General features: G+C 43.3%; 15 protein-coding genes, 1 tRNA gene and 1 pseudogene. 7 read left to right on the top strand and 10 right to left on the bottom strand.

Annotated features, from left to right (window positions below; genetic code table 11):
* Positions 1 to 165: 165 nt before the first annotated feature.
* The 8 genes from GX654_02950 to GX654_02915 form a co-directional block, all read right to left on the bottom strand.
* Entirely contained in the window at positions 166 to 543 is a 378-nt protein-coding gene (locus GX654_02950) for an ATP synthase F0 subunit C (GenBank protein NLD35802.1), read from the bottom strand.
* A 50-nt stretch (positions 544 to 593) separates the two neighbouring features.
* A complete protein-coding gene (gene atpB, locus GX654_02945; GenBank protein NLD35801.1) occupies positions 594 to 1283 on the bottom strand; it encodes a F0F1 ATP synthase subunit A in 690 nt (229 codons plus the stop codon).
* A gap of 1 nt (position 1284) precedes the next feature.
* Positions 1285 to 1674, bottom strand: coding sequence for an ATP synthase subunit I (locus GX654_02940; GenBank protein NLD35800.1), 390 nt, complete (start codon positions 1672 to 1674; stop codon positions 1285 to 1287).
* Positions 1675 to 1902 (bottom strand): AtpZ/AtpI family protein, encoded by a 228-nt coding sequence (locus GX654_02935; protein ID NLD35799.1) that lies wholly within the window; start codon positions 1900 to 1902, stop codon positions 1675 to 1677.
* A gap of 117 nt (positions 1903 to 2019) precedes the next feature.
* Entirely contained in the window at positions 2020 to 3306 is a 1287-nt protein-coding gene (gene hemL / locus GX654_02930) for a glutamate-1-semialdehyde 2,1-aminomutase (GenBank protein ID NLD35798.1), read from the bottom strand.
* 62 nt (positions 3307 to 3368) lie between these two features.
* Entirely contained in the window at positions 3369 to 3833 is a 465-nt protein-coding gene (locus tag GX654_02925; protein NLD35797.1) for an Lrp/AsnC family transcriptional regulator, read from the bottom strand.
* A 5-nt stretch (positions 3834 to 3838) separates the two neighbouring features.
* Complete coding sequence (locus GX654_02920; protein NLD35796.1) at positions 3839 to 4771, bottom strand: dihydroorotate dehydrogenase; 933 nt, start codon at positions 4769 to 4771, stop codon at positions 3839 to 3841.
* Complete coding sequence (locus tag GX654_02915; GenBank protein NLD35795.1) at positions 4768 to 5556, bottom strand: dihydroorotate dehydrogenase electron transfer subunit; 789 nt, start codon at positions 5554 to 5556, stop codon at positions 4768 to 4770. Before GX654_02915 ends, GX654_02920 begins: the two co-directional genes overlap by 4 nt.
* A gap of 235 nt (positions 5557 to 5791) precedes the next feature.
* Between GX654_02915 and GX654_02910 the strand changes: the two genes are divergently transcribed.
* Positions 5792 to 7087 carry a hypothetical protein gene (locus GX654_02910; protein NLD35794.1) on the top strand — a complete coding sequence of 432 codons (1296 nt, stop codon included), beginning with the start codon at positions 5792 to 5794 and terminating at the stop codon, positions 7085 to 7087.
* A gap of 66 nt (positions 7088 to 7153) precedes the next feature.
* Here the strand turns inward: GX654_02910 and GX654_02905 are convergent, their stop codons facing one another.
* Both GX654_02905 and GX654_02900 read right to left on the bottom strand, forming a co-directional pair.
* Positions 7154 to 8035: a DUF3426 domain-containing protein gene (locus GX654_02905; protein ID NLD35793.1), complete on the bottom strand. Its 882-nt coding sequence runs from the start codon at positions 8033 to 8035 to the stop codon at positions 7154 to 7156.
* A gap of 154 nt (positions 8036 to 8189) precedes the next feature.
* A complete protein-coding gene (locus GX654_02900; GenBank protein ID NLD35792.1) occupies positions 8190 to 10532 on the bottom strand; it encodes a PAS domain S-box protein in 2343 nt (780 codons plus the stop codon).
* Positions 10533 to 11136: 604 nt separating this feature from the next.
* Between GX654_02900 and GX654_02895 the strand changes: the two genes are divergently transcribed.
* The 6 genes and pseudogenes from GX654_02895 to GX654_02870 all read left to right on the top strand — a co-directional run bounded on the left by GX654_02895 (position 11137) and on the right by GX654_02870 (position 16560).
* The gene (locus GX654_02895) at positions 11137 to 11538 is read left to right on the top strand and encodes a hypothetical protein (GenBank protein ID NLD35791.1); all 402 of its coding nucleotides are present in this window, start codon (positions 11137 to 11139) and stop codon (positions 11536 to 11538) included.
* Between the two features lie 73 nt (positions 11539 to 11611).
* Positions 11612 to 12091 (top strand): ribonuclease HI, encoded by a 480-nt coding sequence (rnhA, locus tag GX654_02890; protein ID NLD35790.1) that lies wholly within the window; start codon positions 11612 to 11614, stop codon positions 12089 to 12091.
* 108 nt (positions 12092 to 12199) lie between these two features.
* A complete protein-coding gene (locus GX654_02885; protein NLD35789.1) occupies positions 12200 to 13462 on the top strand; it encodes a hypothetical protein in 1263 nt (420 codons plus the stop codon).
* A gap of 110 nt (positions 13463 to 13572) precedes the next feature.
* Positions 13573 to 13645, top strand: a tRNA-Phe gene (locus GX654_02880).
* 561 nt (positions 13646 to 14206) lie between these two features.
* Positions 14207 to 14518, top strand: a pseudogene (locus GX654_02875) (Fic family protein).
* Positions 14519 to 14895: 377 nt separating this feature from the next.
* Positions 14896 to 16560, top strand: coding sequence for a ShlB/FhaC/HecB family hemolysin secretion/activation protein (locus GX654_02870; GenBank protein NLD35788.1), 1665 nt, complete (start codon positions 14896 to 14898; stop codon positions 16558 to 16560).
* The last annotated feature ends 29 nt before the right edge of the window (positions 16561 to 16589 follow it).

The raw sequence follows: 16589 nt of genomic DNA, 5'->3' as shown, positions 1-16589 counted from the left end.
CCTTTATGTCCTTCTCATCCATTATCAGAGGCTGTACCCTGACTACCTTGCCATCCTTAACCGTTACGGTTATAGGACCTTCATTCGTTAAACTCGTATATAATTTTTCCATTTCTCTCCCTTCCTTGATTGTAAAATTAATTCCTTACGATTAATGATCGTTTCTTATCCCCCTATGGTTTTAATTATTGCTTCAAGGGTAGCATCCAGCGCAGGTATCTTGAAAACCATTAATAGGCTTATGAGCAGCGCATAGATACAGAGTGATTCAATGAGTGCAAGACCAAGTATAAGCATTGTGAATATCCTTCCGCCTGCCTCCGGATTCCTTGAGACCCCCTGCATGGCCCCGTTTATAGCATAACCCATGGCAATGCCGGTACATGAAGCTGCAATACAGATAGCCAAGGCGCAAGCGATTGCCATAAGGGCAACAGCCCACAACCCTGCTGAAGCAGCTGCATTTTCACCTGCATGCGCTATTGATGATAACCCTGAAACCGCTATGAATGCCATAACTGTGACCATAATTTTTTTTGACATAAAAATCTCCCTTTTTTGATAATTGCTTAAAACATTATTAATACTTAATATTAATGAGCCTCTTCCATGGCCCCTGCAAAATATACTGTTGCCAGCAGCATGAAAACAAGCGCCTGCACAAAACTTACCAACAGCCCGAGGACCATCACCGGTAAAGGCGCAAGATATGCCCCTGCGATCGCAAAAAGGATCCCCAGGATCTTTTCTTTGCCGAATATGTTACCAAAAAGCCTTATTGTAAGGGACATCACCCTTGCAAAATGGCCTATTATCTCTATGGGCAGCATTATGGGCGCTATTGCAGGCACAGGGCCTAAAAAATGTTTCACATATTTGATGCCATGATATTTGATCCCTATATAATGGGTATAAAAAAATGTGGCAAGCGCAAGGGCAAGGGTCGTATTGGTATCTGCTGTCGGTGAAAAAAAGCCCGGTATAAGCCCCAGGAGATTGCATATCAGGATATACAGAAAAACCGTGGCTATAAAAGGGAAAAACATCTTTCCCTCGGGGCCTGTGATACTGATAATAAAATCTTCTATGCTGGTTATTACATATTCAAGAAAGGACTGTTTCTTACCAGGCAGAGCCTTAATCCCCCTCACAAGAAAAAGAGCGCCGGCAAGCATTATTGCCATTACAATCCATGAGTGGGTAACATGCTGCCACTTATGGGCAAAATGATCAAACCCAAAATAGCTCAAAATCTCTGTTATATAATAATAATGGTGCTCCAAATTATTTATGCCCCCTGCCCCCGGTCTTTATGGCCATGATCACCCCTGCAACAGTTATTGCGATAACAACGGTTGACAATCCTATTATAAGGCCAACAGGGTGTACCAGTTTATGCTTTAACAGGATAAAAATGATTACACCCAGTACTGAAAGTCGAAAATAGTAATATATAAAAATAGAGATTTTCCTGGCTTTCCGTTTAAAGTCTGTACCAAAGGCCTTCTTAAAGGTGTGCTGAAGAAACATGAAATTTGCTATACTCACCATGCCGCCAGCAATAACACCCAAGGTATGGGAAGGGCTTAGTGTAAAGAAGCTGACTGAAGATATCAACAGGAAGACTACCCAGTATTTTTTCTTCAGATCTTCATAGAATATATCCCATTCCATTTATTCGCCGCCCAAATCCTTTGCCTTTTTGTACATCAGATAGAGGTTTCTAAAGGCTGCGACAATCCCGAAAAACAGAAAAATCAAAAAAAACCAGGGCTCAGTGTCATACCTTTTATCAATATAATGCCCGACCACGGCCCCGATACCTATAGAGAGGGCCATTGTTAATCCAGCTGTACTCAGCACCCCTAGGGCACGGAACATCTTTTTTGTTTCATTATCCATATCAAGCTGGATTTACTCTGTTTTAATCTCTTCAACCCGGTTTCTATCACATTTTTTTTCACAAAGTCAATATCCTTTACCCCTGGTATTAAGAGGCAGGTCGCAACTGATTTAATATTATTTTTGTATTACACTGAAACAGTGATATGCCGCATCAATTGTCCTGTCTATTACATCATTCTCATGGGCAATGGATAAAAACATCGCCTCAAATGCGCTTGGGGCCAGATAAATACCTTTTTCACGCATATGCCTGTAAAAGGCCCTGAACAGGGCAGTATCACTCTTTTTTGCGGATTGGAAATCAGTTACCAGCTCCTTTGTAAAAAAGAGGGAGCCTAATGAGCCTGTATGATTTATGACAATATCAATACCTGCCTTAAGGGCGGCATCCTTTAATCCTGTGAAGAGCCTGTTACCACCTGTCTCAAGCCCCTTGTATAGGCCTAAATCCTTAAGCAGTTTCAGGGTGGCAATACCTGCTGCCATTGCAATCGGGTTTCCTGAAAGCGTACCGGCCTGATATATATCCCCTTCAGGGGCAATATTCTGCATGATTGCCCTCCTGCCTCCATAGGCCCCGACAGGGAGCCCGCCGCCAATGATCTTTCCCAGGCATGTGATGTCAGGCATGATATTGTAATACCCCTGTGCCCCGCCCGGGCCAAGCCTGAACCCTGTTATCACCTCATCAAATATAAGCAGTGCCCCATTTTCCACTGTGATCTTTCTGAGCCCGGCTAGAAACCCTGGCTCTGGAAGTATTACACCCATGTTTGCTGCAACAGGTTCAACAATAATAGCGGCTATATCATCCCCATACCTTTTAAATGCATCTTTTACATTATCAAGGTTATTATATGGAAGGGAGATGGTGAGCCCTGCAATCTCTGAAGGTATGCCGGGGCTCCCCGGTATCCCTAATGTTGCAACACCGCTCCCTGCCTCAACAAGCAGGCTGTCAGCATGGCCGTGATAGCAGCCTTCAAATTTGATTATGATCTTTCTGCCTGTATACCCCCTGGCAAGGCGGACAGCGCTCATTGCCGCCTCTGTGCCGGAATTTACCATCCTCACCATCTCAATGGAGGGGACCATTTCAATGATTGCCTCAGCCATCTCCACCTCTATGGCGGTCGGGGCCCCGAAGCTTGTGCCCATTGCCAGTTTTTCAGAAATGGCCTTTAAGACTTCAGGGTACGCATGACCAAGAATCATGGGACCCCATGAACAGACATAATCTATGTATTTATGGCCGTCTTCGTCCCACAGATAGCACCCCTCAGCCCTGTTAATAAAAAGAGGTTCCATGCCAACAGACTTGCCTGCGCGAACCGGGCTGTTCACACCACCCGGGATATATCTTTTTGCCTGCTCAAATAGTATCTTTGATCTCTCATCCATCCTGTTTCTCCGCTAAAATCAGGCTTTAGGTTTTCCCTGCGCCTTGTGCCCTGAGCCCTGCTTTAATAATATTCCATACTGGTTTTCTTAAATTCCTTTTCGCTGAAGAGGAGGGAATAATCCTTAACACCTGTCCGCTTCGACATCTTGCGGGCTATCTCATGGCATTCTTCTCTGGATTCCCCGTGTATCATGGTAAAGAGGTTGTATCGCCAATCCCTTTGAGGCCACCGGTGATAACAGTGTGTCACCTCTTTGAACCCGGCCATGATATGCCCGATTTCATCAATCTCTTTTTCCGCGATCACCCATGCCACCATTGCATTGGCCTTGAATCCTGCCTGCTGGTGATAGAGGGTTGCACCCAGACGCCTGATTACCCCTCCAGCTACCATTTCCCTGATCCGGTTCAGTATTTCATCCTCTGAAACACTGAGCTGATCAGCAAGTATTTTATAGGGCATGGGCTGAACAGGTATATCCTTCTGAAGAAAGCTAATGATTTTTTTATCAAGTTCATCCGGCATGAATACTAGCCCTGCCTTGCTGTTATAAGGCTTCCCACAATATCAACGATTTTGTTAATGCCCTTTTCAATGCAGTAGTTTCTGATGCCCTCTATAATCTCGATAGAGGCCCTGGGATTAATAAAGTTCGCTGTCCCCACCTGCACCGCAGAGGCCCCTGCAATCATAAACTCAAGGGCATCAGTGGCATTCAATATACCGCCAATCCCTATAACAGGGATTTTTACTGCACGGGCAGCCTGATAGACCATATAAAGGGCAACCGGCTTTATGGCAGGCCCTGATAAGCCCCCTGATACATTCCCAAGCCTTGGACGCCTGGTATTTATATCCACTGCCATTCCTGTAAGGGTATTGATTACAGAAAGTGCATGTGCGCCTGCCTGTTCCACTGCCTTTGCAAGCAGGGTTATGTCTGAGACATTCGGGGTAAGCTTTACAATTACAGGTTTATCTGTGTTCTTTACCGCGGTCTCAGTTACCCTTGCTGACATTTCTGGGTCTTTCCCGAACACAAGCCCCCCCTTATCCACATTGGGGCATGAGATATTCACCTCAATGGCAGAGACACCTTTTACCCCCTTGAACGCGCATGCAAGTTCACCATATTCATTAATACTGTGCCCGTAAATATTGACTATAACCTCTGTGTTCAGGGTATTGAGCCACGGAAGTTTATCCTTAAGAAAGCCTTCTATGCCTATATTGGCAAGCCCAATGGCATTAAGCATGCCAGCCGGTGTTTCAACAATCCTTGGAGGGGGATTACCTTTCATGGGCCTTAAAGATATCCCCTTTACAACAATGGCCCCGAGCCGGTTCAGATCAATGAGATCATCAAATTCCTTTCCGTAACCGAATGTGCCGGATGCTGTCATAACAGGGCTCTTGAGTTTCAGGCTGCCTAAAGCTACAGAGATATCAGGGTTTATGGTCATATATTTTCCCAGTCGATTTCATTGATATCAAAGACAGGGCCATCCTTGCATACATGGTGGTATGATATCTGATCCAAAGCAGAAGCTGATCTGATTACACAGCCCTGACATGCCCCCAGACCGCATGCCATAAAGGTCTCCATGGAGACCCTGCAGGGTATTCTATATTTGCCTGATATATTGCTCAGCGCCTTCAGCATGGGAAGGGGGCCGCATGCACAGATAGCAAGGGCATTGTTCCTGCATTTAATAATCTCCTGCTCAAGAAGGTCCGTGACCCTGCCATGATAACCCCTTGACCCGTCATCTGTGGCAATAGAGATATCCTGCTTTATACCGGCAGAGAGAGGATCAATTATCTCATCCGAGTTCCTGAAACCGGCCAAAAAGGTAAACGCATTTTTATCAACCGCCTGTGAGAGAAAAAGCATGGGAGCTATGCCTATGCCACCTGCAACAATAAAGAGATGTTCAGCCCTTCCGGCTATATCAAAACCCTTTCCAAGGGGGCCCAGAACAGAAAGCTTATCCCCTGCAATTTTTTTTGAGAGGATAACAGTCCCCTTTCCAACTACCTTGTAAAGTATCCTGACAACACCTCCCTTCTCTGTACCGCTTATACTAAAGGGCCTCCTCAGGCAGGGGTCAATCCCATCATTTACCCTCAACATTATGAACTGGCCCGGTTTTGCCTCTGCTGCCAGTTCGGGTGAGCTAAACCTCAATAAAAATATACCCGGCGTTATACAGGTATTGGATAATATCTTAACGTATGTCTCTATCATAATAGTTGCAGGTTATCCTAATATCCCCATGATTTAAAGAAAAAAGTTTCCTGGAACTAAAGTTGACGACAGCATCCTGATACTGCAAAATAGACACTTATCAGACACCTCTTTTTCCTTGACCTGAAACAGATTTAACCTTAAACTCTGCGGCTGTCCATCATGGGCAGACTATTCACCTTTATAATTCAAAGTCTTTATAACCTTTTTTTTTATTTGATGGGGAGATTAAAACATGAAAAAAGTCTATCCTGTTTTGTGCGTTGCCTGTCTTATAATGATATCAAGCCCATATATCCTGGCCGGGGGTGTTGACAACAGGAGCAATTACAGCGGCGAATATGTTCGTACCTTTACAAGAAATGCAGCAACAGATTCCCTAGATGCCATAGCATATAACCCAGCAGGTGTAATGAAGATGGCGGATGGTTTACATGGTAATCTCTCAATCCACTATGTATTAAAAGAATATACAAACTCGGTAGATGGCATAGTGTTTAAACAGGATACACCTTCATTTGTGCCAGCCCTTTTCGGGCTGTATAAGAATGAGAGATGGGCAGGTATCTTTTCATTTACAATGCCCGCAGGGGGTGGTGAGGTTGATTATGAAAATGGCAATGCCACTACACGGATCAGCGCTATTGGCTTAAGAAACAGGCTTAACCAACTCGCAGGCGCTGCATTTTATGGCGATACAGCAGATGAAGAACTTAAGGCCAAGGGTTTTTATTATGGTTTGACATTGGGTGGTGCATACAAGATAAATGAGGCACTATCTGTTTCGATTGCAGGGCGTTATATTGACGCAACAAAAAAGGGCAGGGCAACATTTGAGCTTCTGCCCACCCCTTTGGGTGTTTTAGCAGGCCAGCCGGTAAGAACGGCTGTGCTGGATCAGGAAGATCATGCGAATGGGTTCGGCGTTATACTTGGGCTGGGCATTGATCTTGACCCTGTTTATATCGGCATGAAATATGAGACTGAAACAGAACTGGATTTCAAATATAAGGTAAAACAGGACACGATATCCGGATTCCCATATGGTCTTGGTCAGGCAGGGGGCATTATTAATGGGGCAAAACATGAAAGGAACCTGCCAGCGCTCTTTTCCATTGGCCTTGCATATAGTGTCTGCCCAAAACTGAAGATAGATACAGGACTTGTCTATTATTTCCAGAAGGATGCCGACTGGGACGGCGAAGAGCAGTATGTGAAGGATGGATGGGAGACAAGTATCTCAATGGAATACAGGTTTAATAATAACCTGAAAGGAAGCATTGGTTATCTGCACACAAAGACAGGCATAGATGCGCAGCATGCGCTTAAAGAGGCCCCTGAACTGGATGCAGATTCATTTGGCGGCGGCATTGTCTATCAGGTTAATAAAACCCTTAAGATCGATTTAGGTGCTGCAATTGTTGATTATAAAGGCAAATCTTATATTGACACATCATCCGGTTCAGCAGTTTTGATAGGCCTTAAAAAGGAGGTCGTGATGTTTTCAGCAGGGGTTCAGTATCGTTTCTAGCCTGCCGACTTTCACGGATACAATACCCCATGCAGGTGCCCCTGATTAAGACAGCCTTAGGATTAACTATTCTCCGGGGGCAGAGCTAACCGTTTCCACAGAAACATATTCACTCATGGAATCCGGCAGGTTGTTAAAGATGATCATAAAAGGGATTGCCTCCATTGGCGCCACATTAATATTTGAATTATTAAAACCTTCTTTGGTATTCAGTTTTTTGTCAATCTCTTCTATTGAAATTTTATGGAGTTCTTTTTCTGTAAAGGTATTCCCAGCGTATGCGTGTTTCTGTACAAGAGGGTTCTTTTTATCATCCTCAATGCTACCCCTAACAAGGATATGGCTCCTGGGCTGAGGGTACTTGTTGATGACCTTCCCTTTAATAATGAATAGAGGGCCTGACTTTTCTGCTGAAAATGTCTCCCATTTAAAGTCCGTAATCTCAAGCCTCCTGTTTCCTTCATCAACAGCCTCTATTTCAGCATCAGGCTTTCTTCCATTATCCGCCCCTTCAGGTAAAAGGGAAGGTGCAAAGAGATATACCGAAAGGGCACCAAGTGTTACAACAAAGATAATAACAAGTATGATGAGTATCAGCCCCGGCCTGACTGTTTTTCTTTTTAAAGATGCGGGCTCTGTTTTAGCAGCAGGTTTTTCCTCCTCTATTATCTCCTCTTCTTCATTAAGTGCATCCTCAAAGACCCTGTCAAAATCGTCATCATTGGCTGGGTCAGTCTCATTGGGCAGACTATCTTCCTCAAAACCCAGAGACGAATCAAGGTCTACAGTCTCCTCATGCTCCGCATCAGAATCAACCTCTTCAGCCGCCTGCGGGTATACAGTAAATACGCTCCTGCATACTGAACACCTGACCTTTGAACCGCTCTCCCTGATAAGGTTTTCGTCAAGGTTGAATTTGGATGCGCATTTTTCACAGTTTATAATCATTCATTGCCCCCGATATACCAGTAACTGTTAACCATATTGACTGCCCGGGTAATATATAAATGGATCAAATATGTATGGTCTATAGAATTAAGTTTTGAGATAACGAATTTTCAATAAATTGTCAATATTACAATAAAAAACAATGAAATGCAGTTTATGGAAAAAAGAGCCGGAAAAGGGTGCCGCCTGAGCTGTAACAATCCTCCTTATCCCTGCAAAACTGGCATCTTGCAATATTTCCATAACAGATATCGGTCTCACCCGGTATAAACCTGCACCTATCCGAATGCATCTCGATGCTAAAATGATACTTTTCTGAAAAGATCTTTGTCCTTAACAGATCCGCCCCTTTCCCTCCTGCATTAAAGTCATAGGGCCTTTTTGAAGAATAGTTGATGCTCTCCTGGGTTGGAAAAAACCCCTCAAAAATACGCCTCTGATAATCTTCAGTTATGCCCACGCCATAATCCCTGACTATAAACTCTGTGCCTGCAAGTTCAGGCCTGATAATTATTTCTATCCTGCCCATGTCAGGCGTGTTCTCAATAGCATTTTTTATAAGGCCTGTAATGATCTTATCCAGCACATCCTCAGGCATATGAATTGGAGGTGATGGATTAAATGATTTTTTTATCTCAATCTTACGGTGGGCATGATTAGGTCTTATCCGCAGTAACAGGTTATCCGTAAAGGATACAAGGTCAATATCCCTGATTTCAATTTTCTTAGGGCCAAAGACAGCATCTATCCTGCGCCTGAGCCTTTCAATAAGTTTCCCTTCACCAAGCTCCTCTGCTGCAAGGGCCTCAAGCTCATCAGCACATTCATCCAGCAGGGTAGAGAGTACATGGTACCCACTGAAATCGCTGTTTTGCATTATATCAGTTACCTCATACTGTATATCAAGTATCCGTTCAAGATTTCGCTTTGCCCTGTCAAGGGTTGTTTCCCAGGTCTCACTGGGTAGGGGAGAAAGCCTTTTGGCAAGGATATTAAGGGTTGCAAGAAGCACAGCAACAGGGGTCTTAATTTCATGTGAAAGGTGGTTTATGACCTTGTCCTTTGCCTTGTTCAGCATTGTCACTTCATGATATGCAGCCCTTAGCTCCTCGGAGATCCTCGCATTTTCAATAGAGAGTGCAACTGTACCTGATATCATGTTCATCAGCTCAAGATCAGTATCATCAAAAGAGCCCTCTTTTTTATTCACGGCAGCCAGCACGCCGATGGTCTTATCACGACTTTTTAAGGGGACAAAAATCAGGTTTTTGGTATGTACTTTTGCCTGCAGATCAACACCAGGGCGATAATCCAGTTCCTTAGAGGTGTCATGAACAATAAGAGGTTTGCCGGTTTTTATTACCATTCCGGTAATGGTATTTTCAACAGAATATCGTACCTTTTTTACACGGTTTTTTACCTCTGAATCATCATAGGCCGCACCCAGAAAAAATATCTCATTTTGTGCAGGGTCCAGTATAGCAATAGAGGCGCTTTCCGAATTCAGGAGCCGCTTGGTTTCACCACTGATATAGTCAAGCAGCTCTTCAAGGACCGGGTATTCAGGAAGCGCTGTGCTGATACGAAGGAGCGTGGCATTTGTCAGCTCAAGCTTTCTTTCCTGTGTAATGTCCCTGAAAATAAAAAGCTTACCGCCCTCATTGGCATTTTCTTCATCTGTAAAAACCGCCCCGCTGACTATGACATCAAGCACCCTTCCATCCTTTGTAAGCCTCTTGGTCTCAAGCCTCATCTGCTTTTCCCTTAACAGGGTCTCCCGGGCAAGTTTGGCCTCTTCAGCCAGATGGGCCGGGATAAAGGGTATTTTTGACCCCTTGATTTCATCAAAGGTCCACCCGAATGTGCGGGTAAAGGCAGGGTTCAGATAGGTAATATTTGCATCCAGATCTGATACGATCATCGGATAGGGGACAAAATCAAGCAGGTTTCTTGCCATCTGCTCGGCCTTTCTGCTTGCCTTTGACTCATTTTTATAGAGTAGTTCGGATCTCTTTAAGGCTTTAATTGTCTTCATCTTCTGGGTGATATCCCTTGTTATCCCCCTGAACCCCTTTTTCTTGTTGTTTTTATCCTTGATAAGAAAGGCAGAGAGCTCGATCTGTCTGGTTTTCCCTTCGCTGTCTATAATCTCCCATTGAAGGTCTGATGCCTCATTCTGGGTAATCCAGATCTTTGTAAAGGTTTCGTATGCCTTTTTGGCATTTTCACTGTCCATGAATCTGCTGAAGTCACGGCCCTGGATCTCAAGCCTTGAGTGGCCGAGTGTATTACAAAATGCATTATTAAAATAGATAAAACTGCCATAGATATCTGTTTCAAAGACCCCGTCGCTCACCTGTTCAAGAAATATCTTGTACCTTTCATCAAAGATATCGGTAACGTAGGTTATGCTTTTCCTTAAGTTATCCTTTGAAATATCAGGGTCTTTTGAAGGGATGTCATTACCGAAAAGGTTTTTTTCATCATGGCTGGACATAAATTTTAAATCCTCCCGGATAATGGCCTGTTTTTTGCACAAGTTTTTATAAAATAATGGGATATAATAATATGCATATGTCTTCAGTCAAAATGAAAAATACTATTTATATGTTTTTAAAAAATTCGCTGTGTTATATAAAAAAATCTTTATATTATCGTTTCACAATGTTTTCAAGATTTAGATCACTGTGTATCTTAAATAAGATGAGTTGTATAACTCTTCTTTTTCGTATACATATATCACACATATCATACAGCTTTCATATGCATAACCTGTAAATGCATGAACGTGAAGGGGCGGTTTAAATTAAATTATGGAAAAAAGGGCAATTTTTTTATCACTGCTCATAACAACGATTTTCTGCCTGACGGCTTACTCAGAGCAAACCCTGACTCCAAAGATCTTTTTTAAGGAAAAGGGCTTTGTTGCAGGGGAGGTTTTAGAAGGCACAGTTATTGAGCACACTTATAAGGTATATAACAGGGGAAATGGTGTACTCAGGATAAACAGAATAAACCCGGGTTGAGGCTGTTCTGTTGCCGATTTTGACAGGGCAATCCCTCCGGGCGGAGAGGGCAGGATCAGGATAACAGTCAATACGATGGGAAGAAGGGGTATATTAAAGAAATCTATAGGTGTCTTCAGTAACGACCCTGAAAAAAGAACCGAGCAGCTCCTGTTTGAGGCATCCATAAAACCTATATTCAGGATAACCCCTTCAAGTACAGTTAGCCTGACAGGTAAGAGAGGAGAACTTAAGAGCGCTGAGGTGTTGATAACAGCAGGCCTGAATAAACCCCTGAACATTGGGACGGCTGGGTTTACCATTGATGATTCCAAAATAAGCTATAAACTTGAGACAGTGGAGGCTGGAAAACAATACAGGGTAGTTTTCAGGAATAACCCCGGTAGTACTGGTAATTTTAATGGTGAGCTGAGACTTAAAACCAATTATGAGGAAAAACCTCTTATAAATATCAGGGTTCACGCACGCTTTAACTGATAACCTTTTTCTGTGAATAACAGGGATTATTTGAGTTATTTTCAAATGGCTCTCTGTCTGGATTTGGAATAAAATGGTAATAAATAAAAAGAGCCCTGTAGAAATATTTACTGACGGGGCATGCAGCGGAAACCCCGGGCCAGGGGGATATGGCGTTATACTCAAATACGGTGAGCATGAACGGGTGATATCGGGCTATGACCCGGCTACAACCAACAACCGCATGGAAATGACAGCTGTTATTGAGGCACTTAAGGTTTTAAAAAAACCGTGCAGGATAAAAATCTGCTCTGATTCATCATATGTCATTAAGGGGGCAACAGAGTGGATAAATGGATGGATAAGAAACAACTGGATAAATTCCCAGAAAAAGCCTGTCTTAAACAGGGAACTCTGGGAAGAGCTGCATGCATTGATCAAAACCCATGATATAGAATGGGTTTGGGTTAAGGGTCATGAGGGGCATGTGGAAAATGAAAGGTGTGATAAACTGGCCAGAGAGGCAATCATTAACAGGAGAGGGGTAGATACAGGGCGGATAAATGAAACGTAATGAAAAAGCCAATTAATATTAAATACTTGACGAAAATAGAAAAATATGTAATTTTTGTTTCATTTATAAAAACCCTTTTTAAAACACTTTACAGTAAGGGGTATTAACATGAGATGTCCAAAGTGCGGTTATAATAGTTTTGATTATAATAAATTCTGCCCAAAGTGTAATAAAGATATTTCAGAGGAGCAGACAAAGTTAAACCTGCATAGCTACAAACATAGCGCCCCTTCATTGCTGGGCATGCTTGTAGGGGCAGGAGAAGAATCAAGTTCAGGGTTTACTCTGGATAACGCCGCTGCCCTTCAGAGAGCTGGTGCCGCTATTAATGAAAAATCGCCCGCCATAATGGAACAAGATATGGATTTTGGTGATGATGATCAGGAACTTGAAATCAGCCTTTCTGATGATACAGAACTTGAACTGCCTGAGATCAGTATGGATGATCAATCATCTGAAATGGATAGCCTTGAGCTGGGAGATGATGAAGTACTGTCGCTTGTAACAGATGAAGAGATAGCTGCCCCACCGCCTGAGGATAAAGGGGATGATCTCTCCCTTGACCTTGGGGACATTTCAATGAAGGGGGAAAAGGGGTTTTCCACCATTGAACTGAATATGAGAGATCTGAAGATTAATGACACCGGAGAACTGGAGATCGACTCTATTTCCGATGACATTAATAAATTGGCTGCAAGGAATAGTGACAGCCAGATATTGGACGTTAACAGGACATCCCACCTTGATCTCTCAGACCTCACCTTTGATGAGGATGCTGCGCCAGGTTTTGATACAGAAGAGAGTAATGGTACTGTAAAAACGGGGACCCCTGACAAAACAGACAAAGAGGACTCCCTTGATCTTGGGGATCTGGCCCTTGATGATGGGGACATCATCACAGATAAGGATGATGAAGGCCTTGACCTGGATAGCCTCATATTTGAAGAGACAGATGAATCAGAGAGCGCCGGCGCCGCTACGGCAGAGACATTGAATATTTCAGACCTTAGCGACAATGGGACAAGCAGCATTGACCTGGGAGACCTGGCTATTTCCGAAGAGGATGCGGCCACCCCTCAGGAAGAGGATGGCATTGATTTGTCAGACCTGTCCTTTGATGATGAAGACTTTAAAGGTACCGGGAGTAACCTCTTTTCAGGGGCAATGGATCTGGATAATCAGGAGACAGGCGAGCTTAAGCTTGACAGCATTGACACGGAAGAGGCTGAAGAGAAGATTGATGATTCACAGTCATTTGATCTGGGCAGTCTTGAAGGCAACAATCTTAATGATTCCATGTCTGACCTGACATTAGATCTTGAGAATCTTGATATTGATCTTGACCTTGATACCCCGGAGGATAAAAAATAGTTTTTTTCATTATTGATGGCTGGCATTTTTAGTATAACCAGACATCGCTATTTTTTTAATTTTCATCTTGACCACAATAAAAGGAAAGGTTATAAGGCTCTTCACAACATGCCGAGATAGCTCAGTCGGTAGAGCAGAGGACTGAAAATCCTCGTGTCCACAGTTCAACTCTGTGTCTCGGCATCTCAATAAAATACTAAAAGGCTGATTTTAAAATCAGCCTTTTTTATTTTCAGGATACCTTTAAAGTTTTTAGGATAAGGAAGGAAAAGAGATCAAGTTCAGTTTTAGAAAGATGGATAATTACTTTCCACGATCATACATTGAGCCGAAAAAAGGAAATAGTATCGCACTGGGGCTAACTTTCCCAAGTCAAACCAAAAGTGCAAGAGATGTCTCATCTGAAATATCTGGATTAAATCTATCCCTAATAGCCTTCAGCCTACGGTCTAAAAGGCTAGTAATAAATCTTGTATTTTTTATAAAAAGGCTTAAACCTAACCATTATATCTTTTGAAATATAATGAATTACTGCCTTACAAGTCTTATCGGTTTATACGCTTTTTGATAACTGACAATTGTTTGCCCTGTTAAATCCTAAGGCAGGCTGCGACGTAGTATTTAGCAGGTTGTGATCGAGGTTTCCAGTTGTTTTTGATTTGTGATTACTGCAATCTGTTAAAAATGAAGACGCGACACCCATAGTTTTCTAATCCGAAGTTTACAATCACCAATAAAATAACAATGGCCATTACTCAAATTGAACGCGCTCGCGGATTTTTAGAGGCAGCAAAGATGTCTGATGATTGGGTCACAGAAATGGGTAACAAGGCCCTCATTAAAGAAGCTCATCATACAACCCATATTGATGGAACACGGCTGACCCTGGATCAGGCTGAACGCCTGTAGAATGGTGAAGCGGTTCCGGAAGCAGACCCGGACGATACAAGAGAATTATTGAATTATCGTTCAGCCTTTGAATTTGTTTCAGACTGTCTTGAAATGGGAGACCCGATTACCGAGGGTATGGTTCGTAAAATCCATCGAAAGCTTGTTATTGTCCGGGTGCTTGTGCCCGCCTCCATAGCCTGTTTATGCACAAACTCTGTAAATCTTTCTCTTACAAACTGAGCTGCAGCATCAAGGCTCCTGAATTACGTATACCCGATATGGTTTCAAAAGGGGGTGTGTTTCAATATTGACAAGCTAAATTTACCTGCCAAGAATTAAGGCCTGATATGCTGACAGCGTTATACTAAAAATTACGGCACATTTCTTGCTCTAATATTTTTTGTTTTTCATAAATTTAAAATAAATTATTGGGTTTTTATTCATATACAGCAATAATACGAGGCATATTCATGAAACCATCATTCTTTTTAAGTCTGTTACTATATGTTTTCATTATATTTTTATCATTGTGTGGCGCTATAATGGCCCAGCCTGATGCTGGAAGCATTCTAAAAGAGCAAAGGCAGTCAGACCCTGCCCTTCCTGACCGTTTACCGGAAAAAGAGGTCATTAAAGAGGCTGAAGCGCCATCTTCTGACGCAGATGTCAAAATCACTGTCAGGGAGATAAAATTCACTGGCAATTATTCCACAATGGCCACAGAGGTAGAATTGTATGGACTTGTGAAGGAAAAGATCAATAAAGAGCTTACATTTTTTGAGCTTAAGCAGATAGCCCTCTATGTAACAAACTATCTGCGTGAAAATAAAGGGTTTCTACTTGCTCATGCATATCTCCCTGAACAGGATATCACGGAGGGCATTATAGATATCCGTGTTATCGCAGGGCAGATTTCAGGCAAGGTCAATATAAATGTCAGGGAACCTGCAAGGGTCAAAAAAGACCTTCTTCAAGGGATGGCTGACAATGCAATCCCTGAAGAGAGCGCAACACGAATGGCCCTGATAGAACGGGCTGTACTCCTAATAAATGACCTTCCGGGGATAAAGGCACAGGCATCTCTTGAGCCAGGGAAAACTCCGGGTTCAACCTCTCTTAAAATAAATGCCTCAGAAGGTCCTCTTATTCAGGGGCTGTTTTTTATAGATAACCACGGTGACCGTTATACAGGAGATATTCGAGGGGCTGGTCAGTTGCGGGTAAATGACCCATTTGGCCTGGGTGATCAGATAGGTCTTTCAGTCATTGGCGCTGATGATATGTTTAATGGAGTAGCCTCATATTCCCTTCCACTTGGTTATAGCGGACTGAAAGGTGATCTGGCCTTGACCTATCTCGACTATGAGCTTGGAGAGGAGTTTAAAGCCCTCAATGCAAAAGGCCAGGCGCAGACCATTGAGCTTAATTTCTCATATCCTGTTATGAGATCAAGGCGGGCCAGCCTCTGGGCAGGCACGGGTATCGAATATTTCATACTTGAGGACGAGACCAACAGCATTAAGACCCGCGACCGTGAACTTGGAGTGGGTAAGATTGCACTTACCGGAAATTTCTATGACACGTTCGCGGGAGGGGGGCTCACCAGCATGGATATAAACAGCTATATCGGCGATGTGGATCTTTCAGGCCTGTTATCAAACATGTCTGCGGATGCAGAAGGTCCTCGCACAGACGGCAGTTTTTTACGAAGCACCTTTTCCCTGGCCCGTCTTCAGAGGCTTAATTCACTGTTTTCCATGTTTATTTCCACCAGGGGACAGATTGCATCAGGAAACCTTGACTCTTCCCAGAAATTTATACTGGGCGGGCCCTATGGCGTACGTGCCTACCCGGTGGGTGAGGCATCAGGTGATGAGGGATATGCCGGGACCTTGGAACTCCGTATGGATATTCCACGACAGTACTTAAATACCACAACCCAGCTTATAGGATTCTTCGATGCAGGATGGTCCAAACTTCATAATAACCCCTGGCCAGGCGCAATAACCAATGCCACCGGGAAAAACGATTATACCCTTTCAGGCATGGGTATCGGATTAAATGTTCAAAGGGCTGGCACCTTCAGCCTGAGGGTCACTTATGCCCATAAGGTCGGCTCAAATGATGGAAAAAGCATTCAGGGAAATGATGCTGACGATCGCAGACACAGCGGACGTTTCTGGCTTCAACTGGTATCATGGTTTTAAAATAATCAATTTTTAAAGAGGCTATACCT

Origin of the sequence: Desulfatiglans sp., assembly GCA_012513605.1 — a bacterium.
Classification (GTDB): Bacteria; Desulfobacterota; DSM-4660; order Desulfatiglandales; family HGW-15; genus JAAZBV01.
The sequence above is the reverse complement of the archived record's forward strand: the minus strand, read 5'-3'. Positions and strand labels throughout refer to the sequence as shown.